This is a genomic window from Variovorax sp. GW821-FHT10D07, from assembly GCF_059415325.1.
This window is the reverse complement of the sequence record NZ_JBWKMZ010000016.1, coordinates 43,206-58,470: the sequence shown is the minus strand read 5'-3', so window position 1 is coordinate 58,470 and position 15,265 is coordinate 43,206. Positions and strand designations below refer to the sequence as shown.

The following is a 15,265-nucleotide window of genomic DNA, read 5'->3' as shown; positions in this document are numbered from 1 at the left end:
GAAACACTGAAGGGCGCGGCCCCCCGGCGCAGCGGCCGCACGGTATCCTGCCGAAGCCGAATGCGACGGCATTCCCCGACCTAGGAGACACAACACATGAAACACCTGAGCGGTCTCGATGCCACCTTCCTGCATCTGGAAACACCGGAGATGCCGATGCACGTGGGCTCGCTCAACGTGCTCGACCTGCCCAAGGGCTACAAGGGCGACTTCTACGAGGACGCCAAGCAGTTCATGGCCAGCCGCATCCACCTGGCCGACGTGTTCACGCGCAAGCTCGCGCTGATGCCCTTCGACATGACCAACCCGGTGTGGGTGGAGGACGACGACATCGACCTCGACTACCACGTGCGCCACATCTCGCTGCCGCGGCCCGGTACCAACCGGCAGCTGCAGCAGTACGTCGCGCGGCTGCATTCCTCGCTGATCGACCGCAGCCGGCCGATGTGGGAGTTCTACATCATCGACGGCCTCAAGAGCGGCCAGGTCGCGCTCTACACCAAGGTGCACCACGCGGGCATCGACGGCCAGGCCGGCGTGGAAGTGGGCAAGGCCATCTTCGACCTCGAGGCCACGGGCCGCGTGGTGAAGCCGCCGCGCTCGCGCCCGCGCAACAGCGGCTACCAGCTCGGCATGGCCGAGCTCGCGAGCGCCGCGCTGCGCAACACGGCGCAGCAGTACGTCAAGCTGTTCAAGATGGCGCCGGCCATCGTGCGCGCCATCAGCGGGCTGGCCAAGCCCGACGAGAAGGCGGCCGAGAAGCTCACGACCACGGCGCCGAAGAAGTTCAACCTGTTCGCGCCGCGCACCTCGCTCAACGTCTCGATCACCAACCAGCGCACCTTCGCGGGCCGCACCATCTCGCTGGCCGAGACCAAGTACATCGCCAAGCACTTCGGCGTGTCGCTCAACGACGTGGTGATGGCCACCGTGGCCGGCGCGCTGCGCCACTATCTGGCCGACAACAACGAGCTGCCGGCCAAGCCGCTGGTGGCGGGCGTGCCCGTGAGCCTGCGCGAGGCCGGCGACGACACGGCCAACAACCAGGCCAGCATGATCCTCGTGAGCCTGGCCACCGACATCACCGACCCGCTGCAGCGGCTCAAGGCCATCAATGCCTCGTCGACCTCCTCGAAGTCGACCATGAACCGCTTCAAGGCCGTGATCCTCGACGACTTCCCGACCTTCGCCGCGCCCTGGCTGGTGTCGGGCATCGCCTCGATGGTGGGCCGCTCGGGCCTGGTCAACATGCTGCCGCCGGCCGCCAACGTGGCGATCTCCAACGTGGCGGGCGCGCCGTTCCCGATGTACTTCGCGGGCGCGCTGGTCACCTGCTACTACCCGGTGTCGATCGCGAGCCACGGCACCGCGCTCAACGTCACGGTGCAGAGCTACAACGGCCGCATGGACTACGGCCTGATCGCCTGCCGCCGCGCCGTGCCCGACATCACCGAGATCGGCGACTACCTGCTGGCCGAGCACAAGCTGCTGATGGAGCTGACGCAGAAGCATCCGTCGGTGGCCGGTGCGCCGGCGCCGAAGCCCGCGGCCGTCGTCGAGGCGCCCGCCGACGCGGAGCCCGCGGCCAAGGCTGCCGCGAAGAAGGCCCCGGCGCGCAAGGCCGCGGCGAAGAAGACGCCGGCACCGGCGGCCAGGAAGGCGCCAGCGAAGAAGGTGGCGGCCAAGACTGCAACCAAGGCGGCCACCAAGACCCCCGCCAAGGCCGCGCCGAAGCCCGCTGCCAAGACCCCCGCCCGAAAGGCCCCCGCGCGCAAGAGCGCGCCACGCGCCGCGGCCGCCGCCGCTTGAGGACCGCCCGGGTCCGGAAAATTGGGGCAGTTGGACTAGTTTTCCGACGCTTCTAGTTTTCCAGGCCTAGGCCCTTGGGAAGAAGATCACCCCATCGCGAATCCCGCGACCGATCAACTTCCAGGAACAACCCATGTCCACCTCGCAAACCTCCATCGCTTCCGCCGCCGTCCACGTCATCGGCCAGTACAACGACGCCGGCAAGACCCTGGTCGGTGCCTACCGCACCGGCGTGCAGCGCCTGCTCGACGGCGCCGCCTCGCGCTACAGCGACTTCCTCGGCCAGCGCGAGCTGCCGCTGGTGAACGACAAGATCAAGGCCAACCTGATCGGCGCGCAAGCCAAGGTCAACGGCTTCCTGGCCAACCGCCTCGAGATCGACACCGGCCGCATCGTCTCGGTGATGGACCGTGTCGCCACCGGCACCACCAGCGGCATCGAATCGGTTGCCAACCGCGTGGCCCAGGTCGAGTCGCCGGTCGCCACCTCGGTGATCAACGCGCTGTCGGCCGTGAACCAGCCCTTCGCGACCGTGTCGGTGCAGATCGCCGACCGCATCGCCGCCGGTGCCAAGCAGATCGAAGTCCGCGTCGCGGGCAGCGAGGAAGCCAAGCCCGTGCGCACCGTGAAGGCCAAGGCCGCCGCGGTCAAGAAGCCGGTTCGCCGCGCTGCCGCCCGCAAGGCGGCCTGAGTTCCGCAGGCGCCTTCGGGCGCCTTTTTCTTTTGCGGTACCTTCGAAGGTACCGAGTTCCCCTGGAGTGATGCATGGCGACCCGCCGCGATGAACCCGCAGAACTGAAGAAGAAGGCGACGCCCGCGAAGAAGACCGCCGGCGCCAGGACCCCCGCGAAGAAGGCCGCGGCGCCGCGCAAGCGCAGCGCCGCCAAGGCCAAGACAGGCACGGCGGGCACGGGCACCAAGCCCGCGTCCTCCGGCGAAGGCCTGCTGCGCGCCGGCCTCAAGGCGCTCGACACCGTGCGCAACGACGTCGCCAAGCGGCAGGCCAGCGTCACCAACGTGATCGAGGGCCTGCTGGGCATCGGCGGCAAGGGCGGCGAGGAAGCGAGCGGCGCCAAGGCCGTGCTGACGCGCGGCTTCCCGGGCCTCGACAGCTTCGGCATCCGCAAGTTCGAGGACGTGTTCGACCAGCGCGTGGCCACCGCGCTGCAGCGCCTGGGCATGCCCACGGCCGAGGAGGTGCAGGCGCTGCAGTCGCAGATCGCGGCGCTCGCCGAGCGGCTCGACCGCCTCGAGCAGGCCGCGCGCGGCGGCAAGCGCTGATCGATCCCCGCACGACCTGCAAGACCCGCCAGTGGCCGGCTCCAACACCACGCGCGACCGCATCCTGCTGACCAGCCTCGCGCTGTTCAACGAGCAGGGGCTCGCGGCGGTGTCCACCCACAAGATCGCGGCCGAGCTCGGCATGAGCCCGGGCAACCTGCACTACCACTTCAAGGCCAAGCAGCTGATCGTGGAGTGGCTGTTCCGGCGCTTCGAGCAGCGGCTCGAATCGCTCAACGGCTCCTCGGCCGGCATCGCGGCCATCGACGACCTGTGGCTCGCGTTGCACCTGCGCTTCGAGGCGATCAACGAGTACCGCTTCATCTACCGCGACATGGCCTTCCTCGCGAGCGAGTACCCGGTGCTGGGCCAGCGTGCGCAGGCCCTGACCGCGCAGAACCTGCTGGCGGCCCAGTCGCTGTGCGAAGGGCTGGTGGCCTCGGGCGTGATCGAAACGAGTGCCGAGCAGGCACGCATCCTGGCGCTGCAGATGGTGTTCACCACCACCTGCTGGCTGTCGTTCGAACGGCTGGTGCCGGGCCGCGACGCGCTGGCGCAGGCCGATCCGGGATTGGCGGCTTTTTACACGCTGACCCTGGTTTCTCCTTATGTTTCGGGCGAATCGAGGGCTTACCTCGATTACCTGAGGGCGAAATACCTCGGATAACAGACGACACCGTCCGACGGGGGGCCTTGCGGCGGAACCCGAGACTGGCAACGAAGAACCAACAGAAGCGCAGAGACACGCAAGAAAGGACCCGCTCATGACCACCGCCACCCGTGAACACATCTCGCCGCCTTCGCGCCTGCTGCTGCTGGCCGAAGGCCGTGCGCTCTGGGAAACCGGCGCGGGCCTCGCCATGTGGCCGCTGCTGCAGCTCACGCCGCGCGGCGACGGCCATCCGGTGCTGGTGCTGCCGGGCCTGGTGGCCGGCGATGCCTCCACGCTGGTGCTGCGCCGCTATCTCGCGAGCCGCGGCTACGACGCGCACGGCTGGGGCCTGGGCCGCAACTTCGGTCCGCGCGAAGGCGTGGAGGACGGCATGGTCGAACTGCTGCACAAGCTGCACGACGACAGCGGCCAGAAGGTCAGCCTGGTCGGCTGGAGCCTGGGCGGCGTCTATGCGCGGCTGCTGGCGTCGGCCCATCCCGATGTGGTGCGCAGCGTGGTCACGCTCGGCAGCCCGTTCTCGGGCAGCCCGCGTGCCACCAACGCCTGGCGCGTCTACGAAGGCGTGAGCGGCCAGAGCTCGCACGACCCGCGCCGCATGAAGTTCGTGCAGCCCACGCCCTCGGTGCCCACCACCTCGATCTTCAGCCGCACCGACGGCGTCGTGGCCTGGCGCTGCAGCATCGAGAAGACCGGGCCGAAGTCCGAGAACATCGAGGTCATCGCGAGCCACCTGGGACTGGGCGCGCATCCCGCGGTGCTCTATGCGCTGGCCGACCGGCTGTCGCAGCCCGAGGGCGGCTGGAAGCCCTTCAACCGCGGCCTGCTGGGGCCGCTGGTCTATCCCGATCCCGATCGTCAGAACTGAGGTCCGCCGCCGGAGCCTTCAGGCCTCGGCGTAGCCGGCCGCCTCGCAGGCGAACTCGGCCTGCGAGCGCACTTCCTGCAGCATGTAGCCGCGCCCGTAGGCGGCGCGCAGCACCAGAGCGCCATCCTCCTGCAGCGCGAGCTTTTTGCGCACGCTCGCCGCGGCGATGTTGAGCGCGCGGGCGCCCTCGTGCGGCGGCCGCTTCCACAGCGCGATCCAGAGGAATTCGCGCGTCAGCAACTGGCCGAGGTGGCGGAACAGCATCAGCGCCAGGTCGAACTCGCGCGGATCGAGGCGCACCTCGCGCCCGCGCCGCAGCACCAGCCGTTCGTCCTGGAGAAAGCGGTAGTCGCCGCAGACCAGTTCCTGCGCTTCGGCGCTCGGCCGCGCCGGCGTGCGCGAGCGCGACAGCAGGGCGCGCAGGCGCCATTCGAGTTCGTGGTCGGCCAGCGGCAGCGGCGCGAAGTCGACCAGGCCGTGGCCATGGCACAGGGCCTCGACCGCGGGCGGCGTGCGCCAGGCCGAGTCCTCGGCGAGCAGCAGCATCGGCATGCGCTGCAGCCGGCAGGCGGCCGAGAGGTCGGCCCAGGCCGTTTCGTGTTCGGGATGGAGCAGCAGCAGGTCGAAGCGCCAGCCGCCCTGCAATGCCTTGAGCAGGCCGGTGGCGCCATGGAACGGCATCGCGCCGTAGCCGCGCCGCGCCATGCGCTGCGCGAGCGCCGCACCCCGGACGGCATCGCCGTCCACCACCGCCGCGCGCAGCGGTTCGTCTGCCCTGAGCATTCGCCATGCCTCCCGGTTGTTGATCGGATCGCGGATCCCGTGGATCTCGCGAGAGGCCGATCTTCGGCGGGAGGGTCTAGGCGTGAAAAACCAGAACCGGCGGAAAGTTAGTCCAATTGCTCCAACTTTTTTCGCGCGGCGACGGGCGCGTCAGCTGCCGGCCCAGACGTCGAGCACGTAGCGCTGGTCCGCGATCATCCGGTCCATCCAGGCGGCGCTGTCCTGGCCGTGCTCGCGCGCGATGTCGGACAGCGCGCGCCGCACGTCGGGCTCCATGCGCGAACCGTCGCCGCAGACGTAGACCACGGCGCCGGCCTCGAGCAGCGCCCACACCTGCGCCGCCTGTTCGCGGATCAGGTCCTGCACGTAGACCTTGCGCTCGCCCGCGCGCGAGAAGGCGGTGTGCAGCTTCATCAGGCCGCGGTGCGACCAGGCCTTGAGCTCCTCGGCGTAGATGAAGTCCTGCTCGGGATGGCGGCAGCCGAAGAACAGCAGCGCCTCGCCGAGCGCGGTGCCGGCCTCGGCCTGCGCGGCGCGCTCCTGCAGGAAGCCGCGGAACGGTGCCAGCCCGGTGCCCGGGCCGATCATGATCAGCGGGCGCTGCGCATCCTCGGGCAGGCGGAAGCCCTCGGCCGTGGTCTCGCGCACCACGCCGTGCACCGTGTCGCCGGCCTCGGCGCGCGCCAGGAAGTTGGAGCACACGCCCTCGAAGGTGCCGAGGCCCGACTTGGCCGGGCCGCTGACCACGCCCACCGTCACGCTGCACTTGCCGGGCGTCATCGTGGGCGAGGAGGAGATCGAGTAGTAGCGCGGCGACAGCGGCGACAGCATCTCGAGGAACACGGCGAACGGCACCTGGCAGGCGCGGTGCTCCTCGAGCAGGTCGAGCAGCGACTTGCGCTTGTGCAGCACCTCGGCCTTGTAGGCCGCCTGCGAGGCCTCGTCGCTGCCCGACAGCGCCACCAGCTTCGGCTTGGTGAACGGGCATTCGGTGTAGGCCGCGAGCGTGGCGATCTGCTTGCGCGTGGCCACGTCCTGCAGCTCGACGTAGTCGCCCAGCAGGCGGTCGACCGCGATCACCTGCTCGACCGGCAGCGCCGGCTTGCGGCCCGCGATCGCATGCAGCCGCACATGGGCCGTGCGGTCGAAGCCGAAGCGCGCCATCGCGCGCTCGACCTGCTTGGGGCTGTTGCGCGGCACCACGCTCAGGTGGTCGCCGGCGCGGTAGACCAGGCCCTCGGGCAGCATCAGCTCGACGTGGCGCGTGGAGCGGCCGGCCTCGCCGCCGGCGTGCTGCAGCTCGCGGTTCTCGATCACGCGCAGCGCCACCGCGCCCAGCGCGTCGACGATGGCGTTGTTCTGCGGCGGCGGCAGTTCCTCGAGCGTGTAGAGCGGCTCGCTCTGCGCGGGCGTGTCGGCACCGGTCTTGATGTCGAAGGCCTTCACCAGCTCGGGCCACAGCGCGTCGCTCCAGTCCTGGAAGGCGCCATCCATGTCCTCGCGCGCATCGCCCTCGCCGCGCGGATGCACGCGCGTGGCGCCCAGCGCCTCGAGCCGCTCGTCGATGCGCCGCGGCACCGCCTGGTAGGTGGCGGCCCAGTCGGTGTTGCCGCAGCCGAAGACGCTGAAGCGCACGCCGTTGAGCGCGTCGTCGGCCTTGTCGAGCCAGCGGTGGAACTCGGCCGCGTTGTCGGGCGCCACGCCGTTGTACGAGGCACAGACGATGGCCACCGCGCCGTTGGCCGGCAGCCGCTCGGCGTAGTCGTCGAGCGAGGCCAGCTGGGTCGAGAAGCCGCGCGCCTCGCCGGCCTCGGCGAGCTGGCGCGCCAGGTCCTCGGCGGTGCCGAGGTTGGAGCCCTGCAGCACCAGCAGCGAGGTGCCGTGGCGCGCGGCCTGCGGCTTGCGCGCCGCCGGCTGCACGGGCTGCACCGGCGCGGCGGCCGCGTCGTTGATGTTGCCGCGCGGGCGCGTCGCCGGGTCGCGCAGCAGCGCCTTGATCCGGAAGCCTTCGGGCTTGATGGTCAGCGCTTCCTTGATCTTGAGCTTGTAGCCGGTGTGGTCCACCAGGGTGAAGCGCTGCAGGATCATGCCCAAGGTCAGCACCGCCTCCTGCAGCGCGAACTGGCGCCCGATGCAGGCGCGCTGGCCGTTGCCGAAGGGCTTGAATGCGTTGACCGGGCGCTCGCGCTCGGCCTCGCGGCTGAAGTTGTCGGGATCGAACTGGTCGGCGTTCTCGCCCCAGATGCCCTTGTCGCGATGCAGCGCCAGCGCATGCATGATGACCATGTTGTTCTTCTTGATCGTGTACTGGCCACCGATCTGGGTGTCTTCCTTCGCGCGCATCGAGATCGCGGGCGCGGTCGGGAACATGCGCAGCGACTCCTTGAGCACCTGCATCACGTATTGCAGCCGGTTGACCTGCGCGTAGGTGGGCTTGAGCGAGGTGTCGGGCCCGAACACGTTGTCGACCTCGGCCTGCGCCTTGGCCAGCGCCTCGGGGTTCTTCAGCAGGAAGTAGATGGCGAACGAGAGCAGGCCGCTGGTGGTCTCGTGGCCCGCGATGAGGAATTCGATGCACTCGTCGCGGATCATCTTGTCGGTGAGCTGCTCGCCGCTCTTCTTGTCCACGCCCGCGATCATGTAGCTCAGCAGGTCGGGCTTGGTCGCGATGTCGGCACCGCTCGCGCGCCGCTCCTCGATGATGTCCTCCACCATCTTGTGCATGTAGCGGATGTCCTTGCGCTGCTGCGCGAGCTCCTTCTTGAGCATCAACTCCTCGAGCGGCAGGCCGCGCCGGTTCTGCACCGTCTCGAGCGTGCGCACCATCGCGTCGACGAAGGGATGGAAGCCCTCGCGGTAGAAGGAATTGAAGCGGTAGCCGAAGCCGCACAGGCCGATGGTGTCGAGCGTGAGCGCGGTCATGTCGCGCACCACGTCGACCTCCTCGTCGAAGTTCAGCCGCTCCCACTTGGTCACGAGCTGCCCCGCGATGTCCAGCATCATGGGGTGGTAGGCCTGCATCGCGCGCTGGCTGAAGTTGGCCAAGAGGATGTTGTGCGGCTTCGACCAGGTCTCCTCGTGGGTGTCGGAGGTGAACAGGCCGTGCGAGGCGGCGCGCAGCCGGCGCAGCGCGCCGCGCGTGCTCTTGTCGAAGCGCGCCTCCTCGCAGAGTTCGTCGACCAGCGCGGGCGACGACACCACGATCACCGGCATGCCCGGCATGTCCAGCCAGTAGATGCCGCCGAGCTCCTGGGCGATCTTCCACATGTCCAGCACCGGGGAGTCGGAGCCGATCGACAGCAGGTTGCCCACGAAGGGCTTCTTGGCGGGATGGGGGATCGGGTGGAGCGAGTTCTTGCCTGCCATGGTCTGGATGTTGTGCTTCTGCGGGAGACGGCCGTGGGGCGCGCCGAGGGGGAACGACCACTGGAGTATCGAAGCGGCTCCCCCAGCGGCAGGACGGGGTTTCCCTTAGCAAATGTCAGGGCCGCGGCCGAAGCGCCGCGGCATCCCTTGCGCACGTATTCGGGTTTTCAGCATGCATCATTGTTGGGCATGCGCACTAGCATTGTTCAACAATTCGTGTGAACGGCATGCCTTGGTAGTTTGAAATTGTTCATCTATTTGGCACGGGGCTTGCATCGGGATGTGCAGGCCGGGGGACTGCGCCCGGATCACGCCGCACCGTTTTCCATCAACCCGGCCATGCCACTTCCTGGAGGATCTTTTTTCATGTTCCGAACGTCTCTTGCCGCCGTCGCGCTTTCCTGCCTGGCCGCCTCCGCGCTCGCGCAGACCAAGTGGGATCTGCCCACCGCCTATCCGTCCAACAACTTCCACACCGAGAACATCGCGCAGTTCGCCAAGGAGGTCGACACGGCGACCGGCGGCAAGCTCAAGATCACCGTGCATTCGAACGCCTCGCTGTTCAAGGCGCCCGAGATCAAGCGCGCGGTGCAGGGCGGCCAGGCGCAGCTCGGCGAGATCCTGCTGGTCAATTTCCAGAACGAATGGCAGGTCTTCGGCACCGACGGCATCCCCTTCCTGGCCGACAGCTACGACGCGGCCTGGAAGCTCTACCAGGCGCAGAAGCCCGTGCTCGACAAGAAGCTCGCCGAGCAGGGCATCCAGCTGCTCTACACGGTGGCCTGGCCGCCGCAGGGCATCTTCGTGAAGAAGCCGATCGCCTCGGCCGCCGACCTCAAGGGCGTGAAGTGGCGCGCCTACAGCCCCGCCACCGCGCGCATCGGCGAACTGGTCGGCGCGCAGGCCGTGACCGTGCAGCAGGCCGAGCTCTCGCAGGCCATGGCCACCGGCGTGATCGAGTCGTACATGTCCTCGGGCTCCACCGGCTACGACACCAAGACCTACGAGTACATCAAGAACTTCTACGACACCCAGGCCTGGCTGCCGAAGAACGCGGTGCTGGTGAACAAGAAGGCCTTCGAAGCGTTGGACAAGCCCGTGCAGGAAGGCCTGCTGAAGGCGGCGGCCGAGGCCGAGAAGCGCGGCTGGGAGCTGTCGAAGAGGAAGAACGTCGAGTATCTCGACCTGCTCAAGAAGAACGGCATGACCGTGCTCGCGCCGTCCGAACAGCTCAAGAACGACCTCAAGAAGGTCGGCGACACGATGCTCAAGGAATGGGTCGAGAAGGCCGGCCCCGAGGGCCAGGCCGTGGTCGACGCCTACCGGAAGATGTGAGCGCGCGCGGCTGCACCGATGAATGCGAACACCATGCAGGCGAGTGTCCCGGCCTCCGGGGCAGCCTCGATGCGCAGGTCCCTGGACTTCCTCTACGACAGCGCCGCCGCCCTGGCCGCGTTCTTCCTGTTCGCCTTGCTGGTGATGGTGCTGCTGTCCATCCTCGGCCGGCAGCTGAGCTTCAACGTGCCCGGCATCGATGCCTACGCGGGCTACATGATGGCGGCCAGCGGCTTCCTGGCGCTGGCCCACACGCTTAAGCGCGGCGAGCACATCCGCGTGACGCTGGTGCTCTCCAGCCTCGGCGCCGGCGTGCGCCGCTGGCTCGAGCGCTGGGCCATGGGCGCCGGCGCGCTGCTGGCGGTGCTGTTCGCCTTCTACTGCGTGCGGCTGGTGTGGCAGTCCTGGGCTTTCCACGACATCTCGACCAGCAACGACGCCACGCCGCTGTGGATTCCGCAGCTGTCGATGGCGCTCGGCGCGCTGGTGTTCGCCGTCGCGGCGGTGGACGAGTTCTTCATCGAATGGAACGGCCGGCCGCAACGCGCCGACGGGGAGGCCTTGCGCCATGAGTGACATCGCCATCGCCGGCTTGCTGATCCTGTCGCTGTTCCTGATCCTGGGCAGCGGCGTGTGGATCGGCCTCACGCTCTCGGGCGTCGCGTGGATCGCGATGCAGGTCTTCTCCTCGCGCCCCGCGGGCGACGCGATGGCCGTCACCATCTGGGGCTCGGCCTCGGGCTGGACGCTCACCGCGCTGCCGCTGTTCGTGTGGATGGGCGAGATCCTGTTCCGCACGCGGCTGTCGCAGGACATGTTCAAGGGCCTCGCGCCCTGGATGCAGGCGCTGCCGGGCCGGCTGCTGCACACCAACGTGGTGGGCTGCGCGATCTTCGCGGCCGTCTCGGGCTCGAGCGCGGCGACCTGCGCCACCATCGGCAAGATGAGCCTGCCCGAGCTCAAGCGCCGCGGCTATCCCGACGACATGGTGATCGGCACGCTGGCCGGCGCGGGCACGCTGGGGCTGCTGATCCCGCCGTCGATCATCATGATCGTCTACGGCGTCAGCGCCGACGTGTCGATCGCGCGGCTGTTCATCGCGGGCATCGTGCCGGGCATCCTGCTGGCGCTGCTGTTCTCGGGCTACATCGCGTTCTGGGCCCTGCGCCATCCCGAGCGCGTGCCGCCCGCGGACGCGAAGCTGCCCTTCGCCGAGAAGCTCAAGGCCTCGATGTCGCTGATCCCGGTGGCGCTGCTGATCCTCGGCGTGCTGGGCTCGATCTACGCCGGCATCGCCACGGCCACCGAGGCGGCCGCCGTGGGCGTGGTCGGCGCGCTGATCATCGCCGCCTCGCAGGGCGCGCTGAGCTGGACCACCTTCAAGGAAGCGCTGCTGGGCGCCACGCGCCTGTACTGCATGATGGCGCTGATCCTCGCGGGCGCGGCCTTCCTCACGCTGGCCATGGGCTACATCGGCCTGCCGCGCCACCTGGCCGAATGGATCGGCTCGCTGGGCCTGTCGAAGTTCCAGCTGGTGGTGATGCTCGCGCTGTTCTACATCGTGCTGGGCTGCTTCCTCGACGGCATCTCGATGGTGGTGCTGACCATGGGCGTGATCATGCCGACCGTGACCGCGGCGGGGATCGATCCGATCTGGTTCGGCATCTTCATCGTGCTGGTGGTCGAGATGGCGCAGATCACGCCGCCGGTGGGCTTCAACCTGTTCGTGCTGCAGGGCATGACCGGCAGGGACCTGCTGTACATCGCGCGCGTGACGCTGCCGATGTTCTTCCTGATGGTGGCCGCGGTGCTGCTCATCTACTTCGTGCCGCAGCTCGTGACCTGGCTGCCGCTGCAGATGACGCCCTGATCGGCTGACGCACGCCATGCACCGTTCCTCGCAACCGCGCACCGGCCACAGGCGACCGCGCGTCGCGCAGCTGCACGCGGCGGAGCGCGCGCCGCCCGCGTTCCCCGCGTCCTGATTCCTCGCGCTCCGCGACGAGCACCCGCCCCGGGGCGGCGTGCGGGACGCGCTCGTCCCGTGCCCCCAAAAAAAACAAGTGCAACGCAAAAGGGAGTCTGTTTCACGTACCGCCGCGCGGTGCGGCCAGGCCGGAGGGATTGCCATCGAGAAAGCCATCGACGACCCATCGCAGAACGACCAGGGAATGAGAAGGCGCCGCAGTGCGCCATGCCCGGACAGTTTTCAGAAGGAAATCGAATCATGTTGACACGACACAGAATGAAGCTTTCGGCCGTTTCGGTCCTCGTTGCAGCCGTGGTTGCCGCGTGCGGCGGTGGTGGAGGAGGGGACAGCGTCGTCTCCATCGTTCCGCCCGGCACGGGCAATCCACCGCCCCCCAACACCATGGCCAAATGCAGCTGGGATGCCAGTGCCAAGCTGGCCTACGAAGAGCGCCGGCTCGCGACGCCGCTGCCCTACAGCACCGCCTCCGTGGTGGGCATCGACGAGCGGCCGCTGGCCGAGCGCATCGTGAAGGACACCGGCTTCGACCAGTTCGCGCCGAACTTCTCGGCCAAGCTGTGCGGCAGCGATGGCACGACCACCGTGGCCGGCTACGACGCCGCGGTGACGCTCGTCAAGTCGGAGGGCGCGGCCCTGTGGCGCGCGGCCGTCGACCGGGTGCAGGGCCGTCGTGCCTCGCCCGCGGGCAGCCAGTTGCCCAACAGCGACGACCGCATGCTGTACTGGGCCCGCGTGCAGATGACCAAGGTGCTGCGCCAGTGGGCGCCCGAGTTCGCGCTCTCGGATGCGCAGAAGGCCTCGCTGCAGTGGGAGTTCGAGCGCGCCTCGCGCGGCCAGTACGACATCGAGCTGCCCGAAGGCAATGCGCCGAGCGGCGGCAAGTACCGCCGCATGATCGTGAGCGGCTTCGATACCTTCACGCTCGGCGCGCTGGGCACGCCCAACACCGGCCTGCGCAACGGCAACCCCTCGGGCGCCACGGCGCTCGAGATGGACGGCCGCGAGATCACGCTCGACGACGGCAGCGTGCTGCACGTGGAAAGCTACGTGCTGCCGGTGAGCTACGACCCGTTCCACGCGGGCATGCAGGAGGACACGCTGGGGCCGTGGTTCAAGGCCGGGCCGAAGCGCGTCGATGCCTCGATCACCATGAGCCAGGGCAGCGCCAACGTCTTCAACCTCGAGCAGTGGAACGCCCGCTACCACGGTCCCTCGGCGGGCAACGACGGCATCATCTATTGCCCGGTCGGCAACAGGCTGCCGAAGTACGTGCTGCCGATCGGCACCATCACCGTGCCGAACACCGCGCCGATCTCGATGCCGGGCTCGGGCTGCGACACCAACCCGCAGTCCCGCTGGCTGGGCTACGACGCCATCAGCGCCTGGCTCAAGGAAGCACCGCCGCAGTTCACCACCTCGTCGCTGCCGATCGCCGCGATGGTGACCGGCAAGACGGGCGCCGGCGTTGCGCGTCCGCCGGGTGCCACGAGCGAGGGCACCGACGGCTTCGACGTGACCTGGCACACCAACTACGCTTACTTCGCGGACTGCGACAACGAGGCGGGTACCTCCGTGGCTTCGAACGGCGTGATGAACGCCATGCCCGACCCCTCGCTGGTGAAGGCCCCGCCAGCCACCGCCTGCGCGCAGTCCGGCGGCGGCGGCAACTACCTGTCGAACGAGAGCGCCTACCGCAACACGCTGCTGCGCGATACCTTCAAGCTCGACATCCCGGCGGGCCACATCCACGTGCCGGTGATGACGAACTTCTTCACCGCCGCCACCGGCGGGGTACCTGACGACAACGCCATGACCGACGCCCGTTTCGAGGCCTACCGCACGGCGATCGTCGCGCAGACGAAGAAGCTGCTGGTGGTGATCGGCAACAACCTCAAGTGACGGGGCACGGCATTCGCTTATCTTCACGAACACACGAAAGCATCACCATGAAACTCAAGCTCACCCTCGCCGCCGCCTCGCTGCTGCTGGCCGGCCTCGCCATGGCGCAGCCCAGCGAGTACTACCTCTGGAAGAACAACAGCACGGGCAAGACCGTCTGCGAGCCCGACATGCCCGCCGACAAGTGGACCAAGCAATCGGGCCCCTACGAGGACCCGAACTGCAAGATCCGCCTGCCGGGCTGAGCTCGACAGAGCCGCGCCGCGCTTCCTGGCGCGGCGCGCGTCGGACCTAGACGCTCCAGCCCGAATCGTTGATGTGCCGCGCGTACACCGCGAGCACGATGCGTTCGGAATGCACCAGGTAGTCGTTGAGCGCCGCGGCGGCGCGGGCGAATTCGCCGGCCTCCGCGAGCTCGAGGATGCTGGTGTTCATCTCGACGTAGGGCGCATGCAGGAACTCGGCGTCGCGCAGCAGGCCGAAGGCCAGCCGCAGTTCGGCCAGCACCGAACCGAAGAGCTGGTTGAGCCGCTCGCTGTCGGCGAGTTCGACCACGGCCATGTGGAAGGCCATGTTCGCCGTGCCCACGCCGAGCCAGTCGCCGCCGTCGCGGCAGCTCTTCGCGGTCTCGACCGCCTCGCGCATCTTCTTCTTCGCGGGATGGCGCGGGTAGGCCTGCGCGAGCGCCTGGCACTCGATCAGGCGGCGCACGCGGTAGATGTCGATGATCGACGCGATGCTCGGGATGACCACGAACACGCCGCGGTTCGGCGCGTGCTTCACGAGGCCGTCCTTGGCGAGCATGCGGAACACCTCGCGCAGCGTGTTGCGCGAGATGCCGAGGCTCTCGCTCAGCGACTGCTCGGACAGGCGTTCGCCGGGCATGAACTCGCCCTGCGTGATCTTCTGCCGCAAGGCTTCGGCCATGCGCTCGCTCAAGGCCTGGGCAGGGGGAGTCAGCGGTTCGGAAGCGGCGGAGGTCATGCGGATGGGGGATTTCAGGGGTGAGGGGTTGTAGCAGATTCCGTTCCTCGCGCCGCGGCGCCCGGTGCATGGAATCAGGGTTTGCCCCTGTGAGTCGGCATGCATATTGCTCAACTGATTGATTGAATTGTTCAACAATCAAATAAACTTCGTTCCAATAAAACGGCCAGATTCGAGTCGATCCCATGTTCTTCATGCGCCTTCCGAAGCCCTCCCTCCCGCGCCCGGCCCGGCGTGCCCTTCTGTCGGGCACCGCAGCGTGAGCGCCGCGCCGGGCCGC

General features: G+C 68.4%; 13 protein-coding genes. 10 read left to right on the top strand and 3 right to left on the bottom strand.

What is annotated here, in order from left to right; all coding sequences use genetic code 11:
* Positions 1 to 96: 96 nt before the first annotated feature.
* The 5 genes from AC07PU_RS34705 to AC07PU_RS34685 all read left to right on the top strand — a co-directional run bounded on the left by AC07PU_RS34705 (position 97) and on the right by AC07PU_RS34685 (position 4,628).
* Positions 97 to 1,809: a WS/DGAT/MGAT family O-acyltransferase gene (locus AC07PU_RS34705; RefSeq protein ID WP_495322711.1), complete on the top strand. Its 1,713-nt coding sequence runs from the start codon at positions 97 to 99 to the stop codon at positions 1,807 to 1,809.
* Positions 1,810 to 1,942: 133 nt separating this feature from the next.
* On the top strand, positions 1,943 to 2,500 hold the full coding sequence (locus AC07PU_RS34700) for a hypothetical protein (protein ID WP_296787393.1): 558 nt from the start codon (positions 1,943 to 1,945) through the stop codon (positions 2,498 to 2,500).
* Positions 2,501 to 2,574: 74 nt separating this feature from the next.
* A complete protein-coding gene (locus AC07PU_RS34695) occupies positions 2,575 to 3,090 on the top strand; it encodes a phasin family protein (RefSeq protein ID WP_495322710.1) in 516 nt (171 codons plus the stop codon).
* A 31-nt stretch (positions 3,091 to 3,121) separates the two neighbouring features.
* Positions 3,122 to 3,757, top strand: a complete 636-nt coding sequence (locus tag AC07PU_RS34690; RefSeq protein WP_093354434.1) for a TetR/AcrR family transcriptional regulator — start codon at positions 3,122 to 3,124, stop codon at positions 3,755 to 3,757.
* A gap of 97 nt (positions 3,758 to 3,854) precedes the next feature.
* Positions 3,855 to 4,628 carry an esterase/lipase family protein gene (locus tag AC07PU_RS34685; protein ID WP_495322709.1) on the top strand — a complete coding sequence of 258 codons (774 nt, stop codon included), beginning with the start codon at positions 3,855 to 3,857 and terminating at the stop codon, positions 4,626 to 4,628.
* 18 nt (positions 4,629 to 4,646) lie between these two features.
* On the opposite strand, the gene AC07PU_RS34680 is transcribed toward AC07PU_RS34685, so the two are convergent.
* Positions 4,647 to 5,411 (bottom strand): winged helix-turn-helix domain-containing protein, encoded by a 765-nt coding sequence (locus tag AC07PU_RS34680; protein WP_495322708.1) that lies wholly within the window; start codon positions 5,409 to 5,411, stop codon positions 4,647 to 4,649.
* 150 nt (positions 5,412 to 5,561) lie between these two features.
* Positions 5,562 to 8,777 (bottom strand): bifunctional cytochrome P450/NADPH--P450 reductase, encoded by a 3,216-nt coding sequence (locus AC07PU_RS34675; RefSeq protein ID WP_495322707.1) that lies wholly within the window; start codon positions 8,775 to 8,777, stop codon positions 5,562 to 5,564.
* A 366-nt stretch (positions 8,778 to 9,143) separates the two neighbouring features.
* On the opposite strand from AC07PU_RS34675, the gene AC07PU_RS34670 reads away from it, so the two are divergent.
* The 5 genes from AC07PU_RS34670 to AC07PU_RS34650 all read left to right on the top strand — a co-directional run bounded on the left by AC07PU_RS34670 (position 9,144) and on the right by AC07PU_RS34650 (position 14,246).
* Positions 9,144 to 10,112, top strand: a complete 969-nt coding sequence (locus AC07PU_RS34670) for a TRAP transporter substrate-binding protein (RefSeq protein ID WP_093354446.1) — start codon at positions 9,144 to 9,146, stop codon at positions 10,110 to 10,112.
* 69 nt (positions 10,113 to 10,181) lie between these two features.
* Positions 10,182 to 10,688 (top strand): TRAP transporter small permease, encoded by a 507-nt coding sequence (locus AC07PU_RS34665; RefSeq protein WP_093354449.1) that lies wholly within the window; start codon positions 10,182 to 10,184, stop codon positions 10,686 to 10,688.
* The gene (locus AC07PU_RS34660; protein ID WP_492716137.1) at positions 10,681 to 11,982 is read left to right on the top strand and encodes a TRAP transporter large permease; all 1,302 of its coding nucleotides are present in this window, start codon (positions 10,681 to 10,683) and stop codon (positions 11,980 to 11,982) included. The genes AC07PU_RS34665 and AC07PU_RS34660 overlap by 8 nt, the downstream gene beginning before the upstream one ends.
* Positions 11,983 to 12,483: 501 nt before the next feature.
* Entirely contained in the window at positions 12,484 to 14,001 is a 1,518-nt protein-coding gene (locus AC07PU_RS34655; RefSeq protein WP_495322705.1) for a PA0049 C-terminal domain-containing protein, read from the top strand.
* 47 nt (positions 14,002 to 14,048) lie between these two features.
* On the top strand, positions 14,049 to 14,246 hold the full coding sequence (locus AC07PU_RS34650; protein ID WP_057594440.1) for a hypothetical protein: 198 nt from the start codon (positions 14,049 to 14,051) through the stop codon (positions 14,244 to 14,246).
* Between the two features lie 46 nt (positions 14,247 to 14,292).
* Here the strand turns inward: AC07PU_RS34650 and AC07PU_RS34645 are convergent, their stop codons facing one another.
* Positions 14,293 to 14,985 carry a GntR family transcriptional regulator gene (locus tag AC07PU_RS34645; RefSeq protein WP_490876571.1) on the bottom strand — a complete coding sequence of 231 codons (693 nt, stop codon included), beginning with the start codon at positions 14,983 to 14,985 and terminating at the stop codon, positions 14,293 to 14,295.
* Between the last annotated feature and the right edge of the window lie 280 nt (positions 14,986 to 15,265).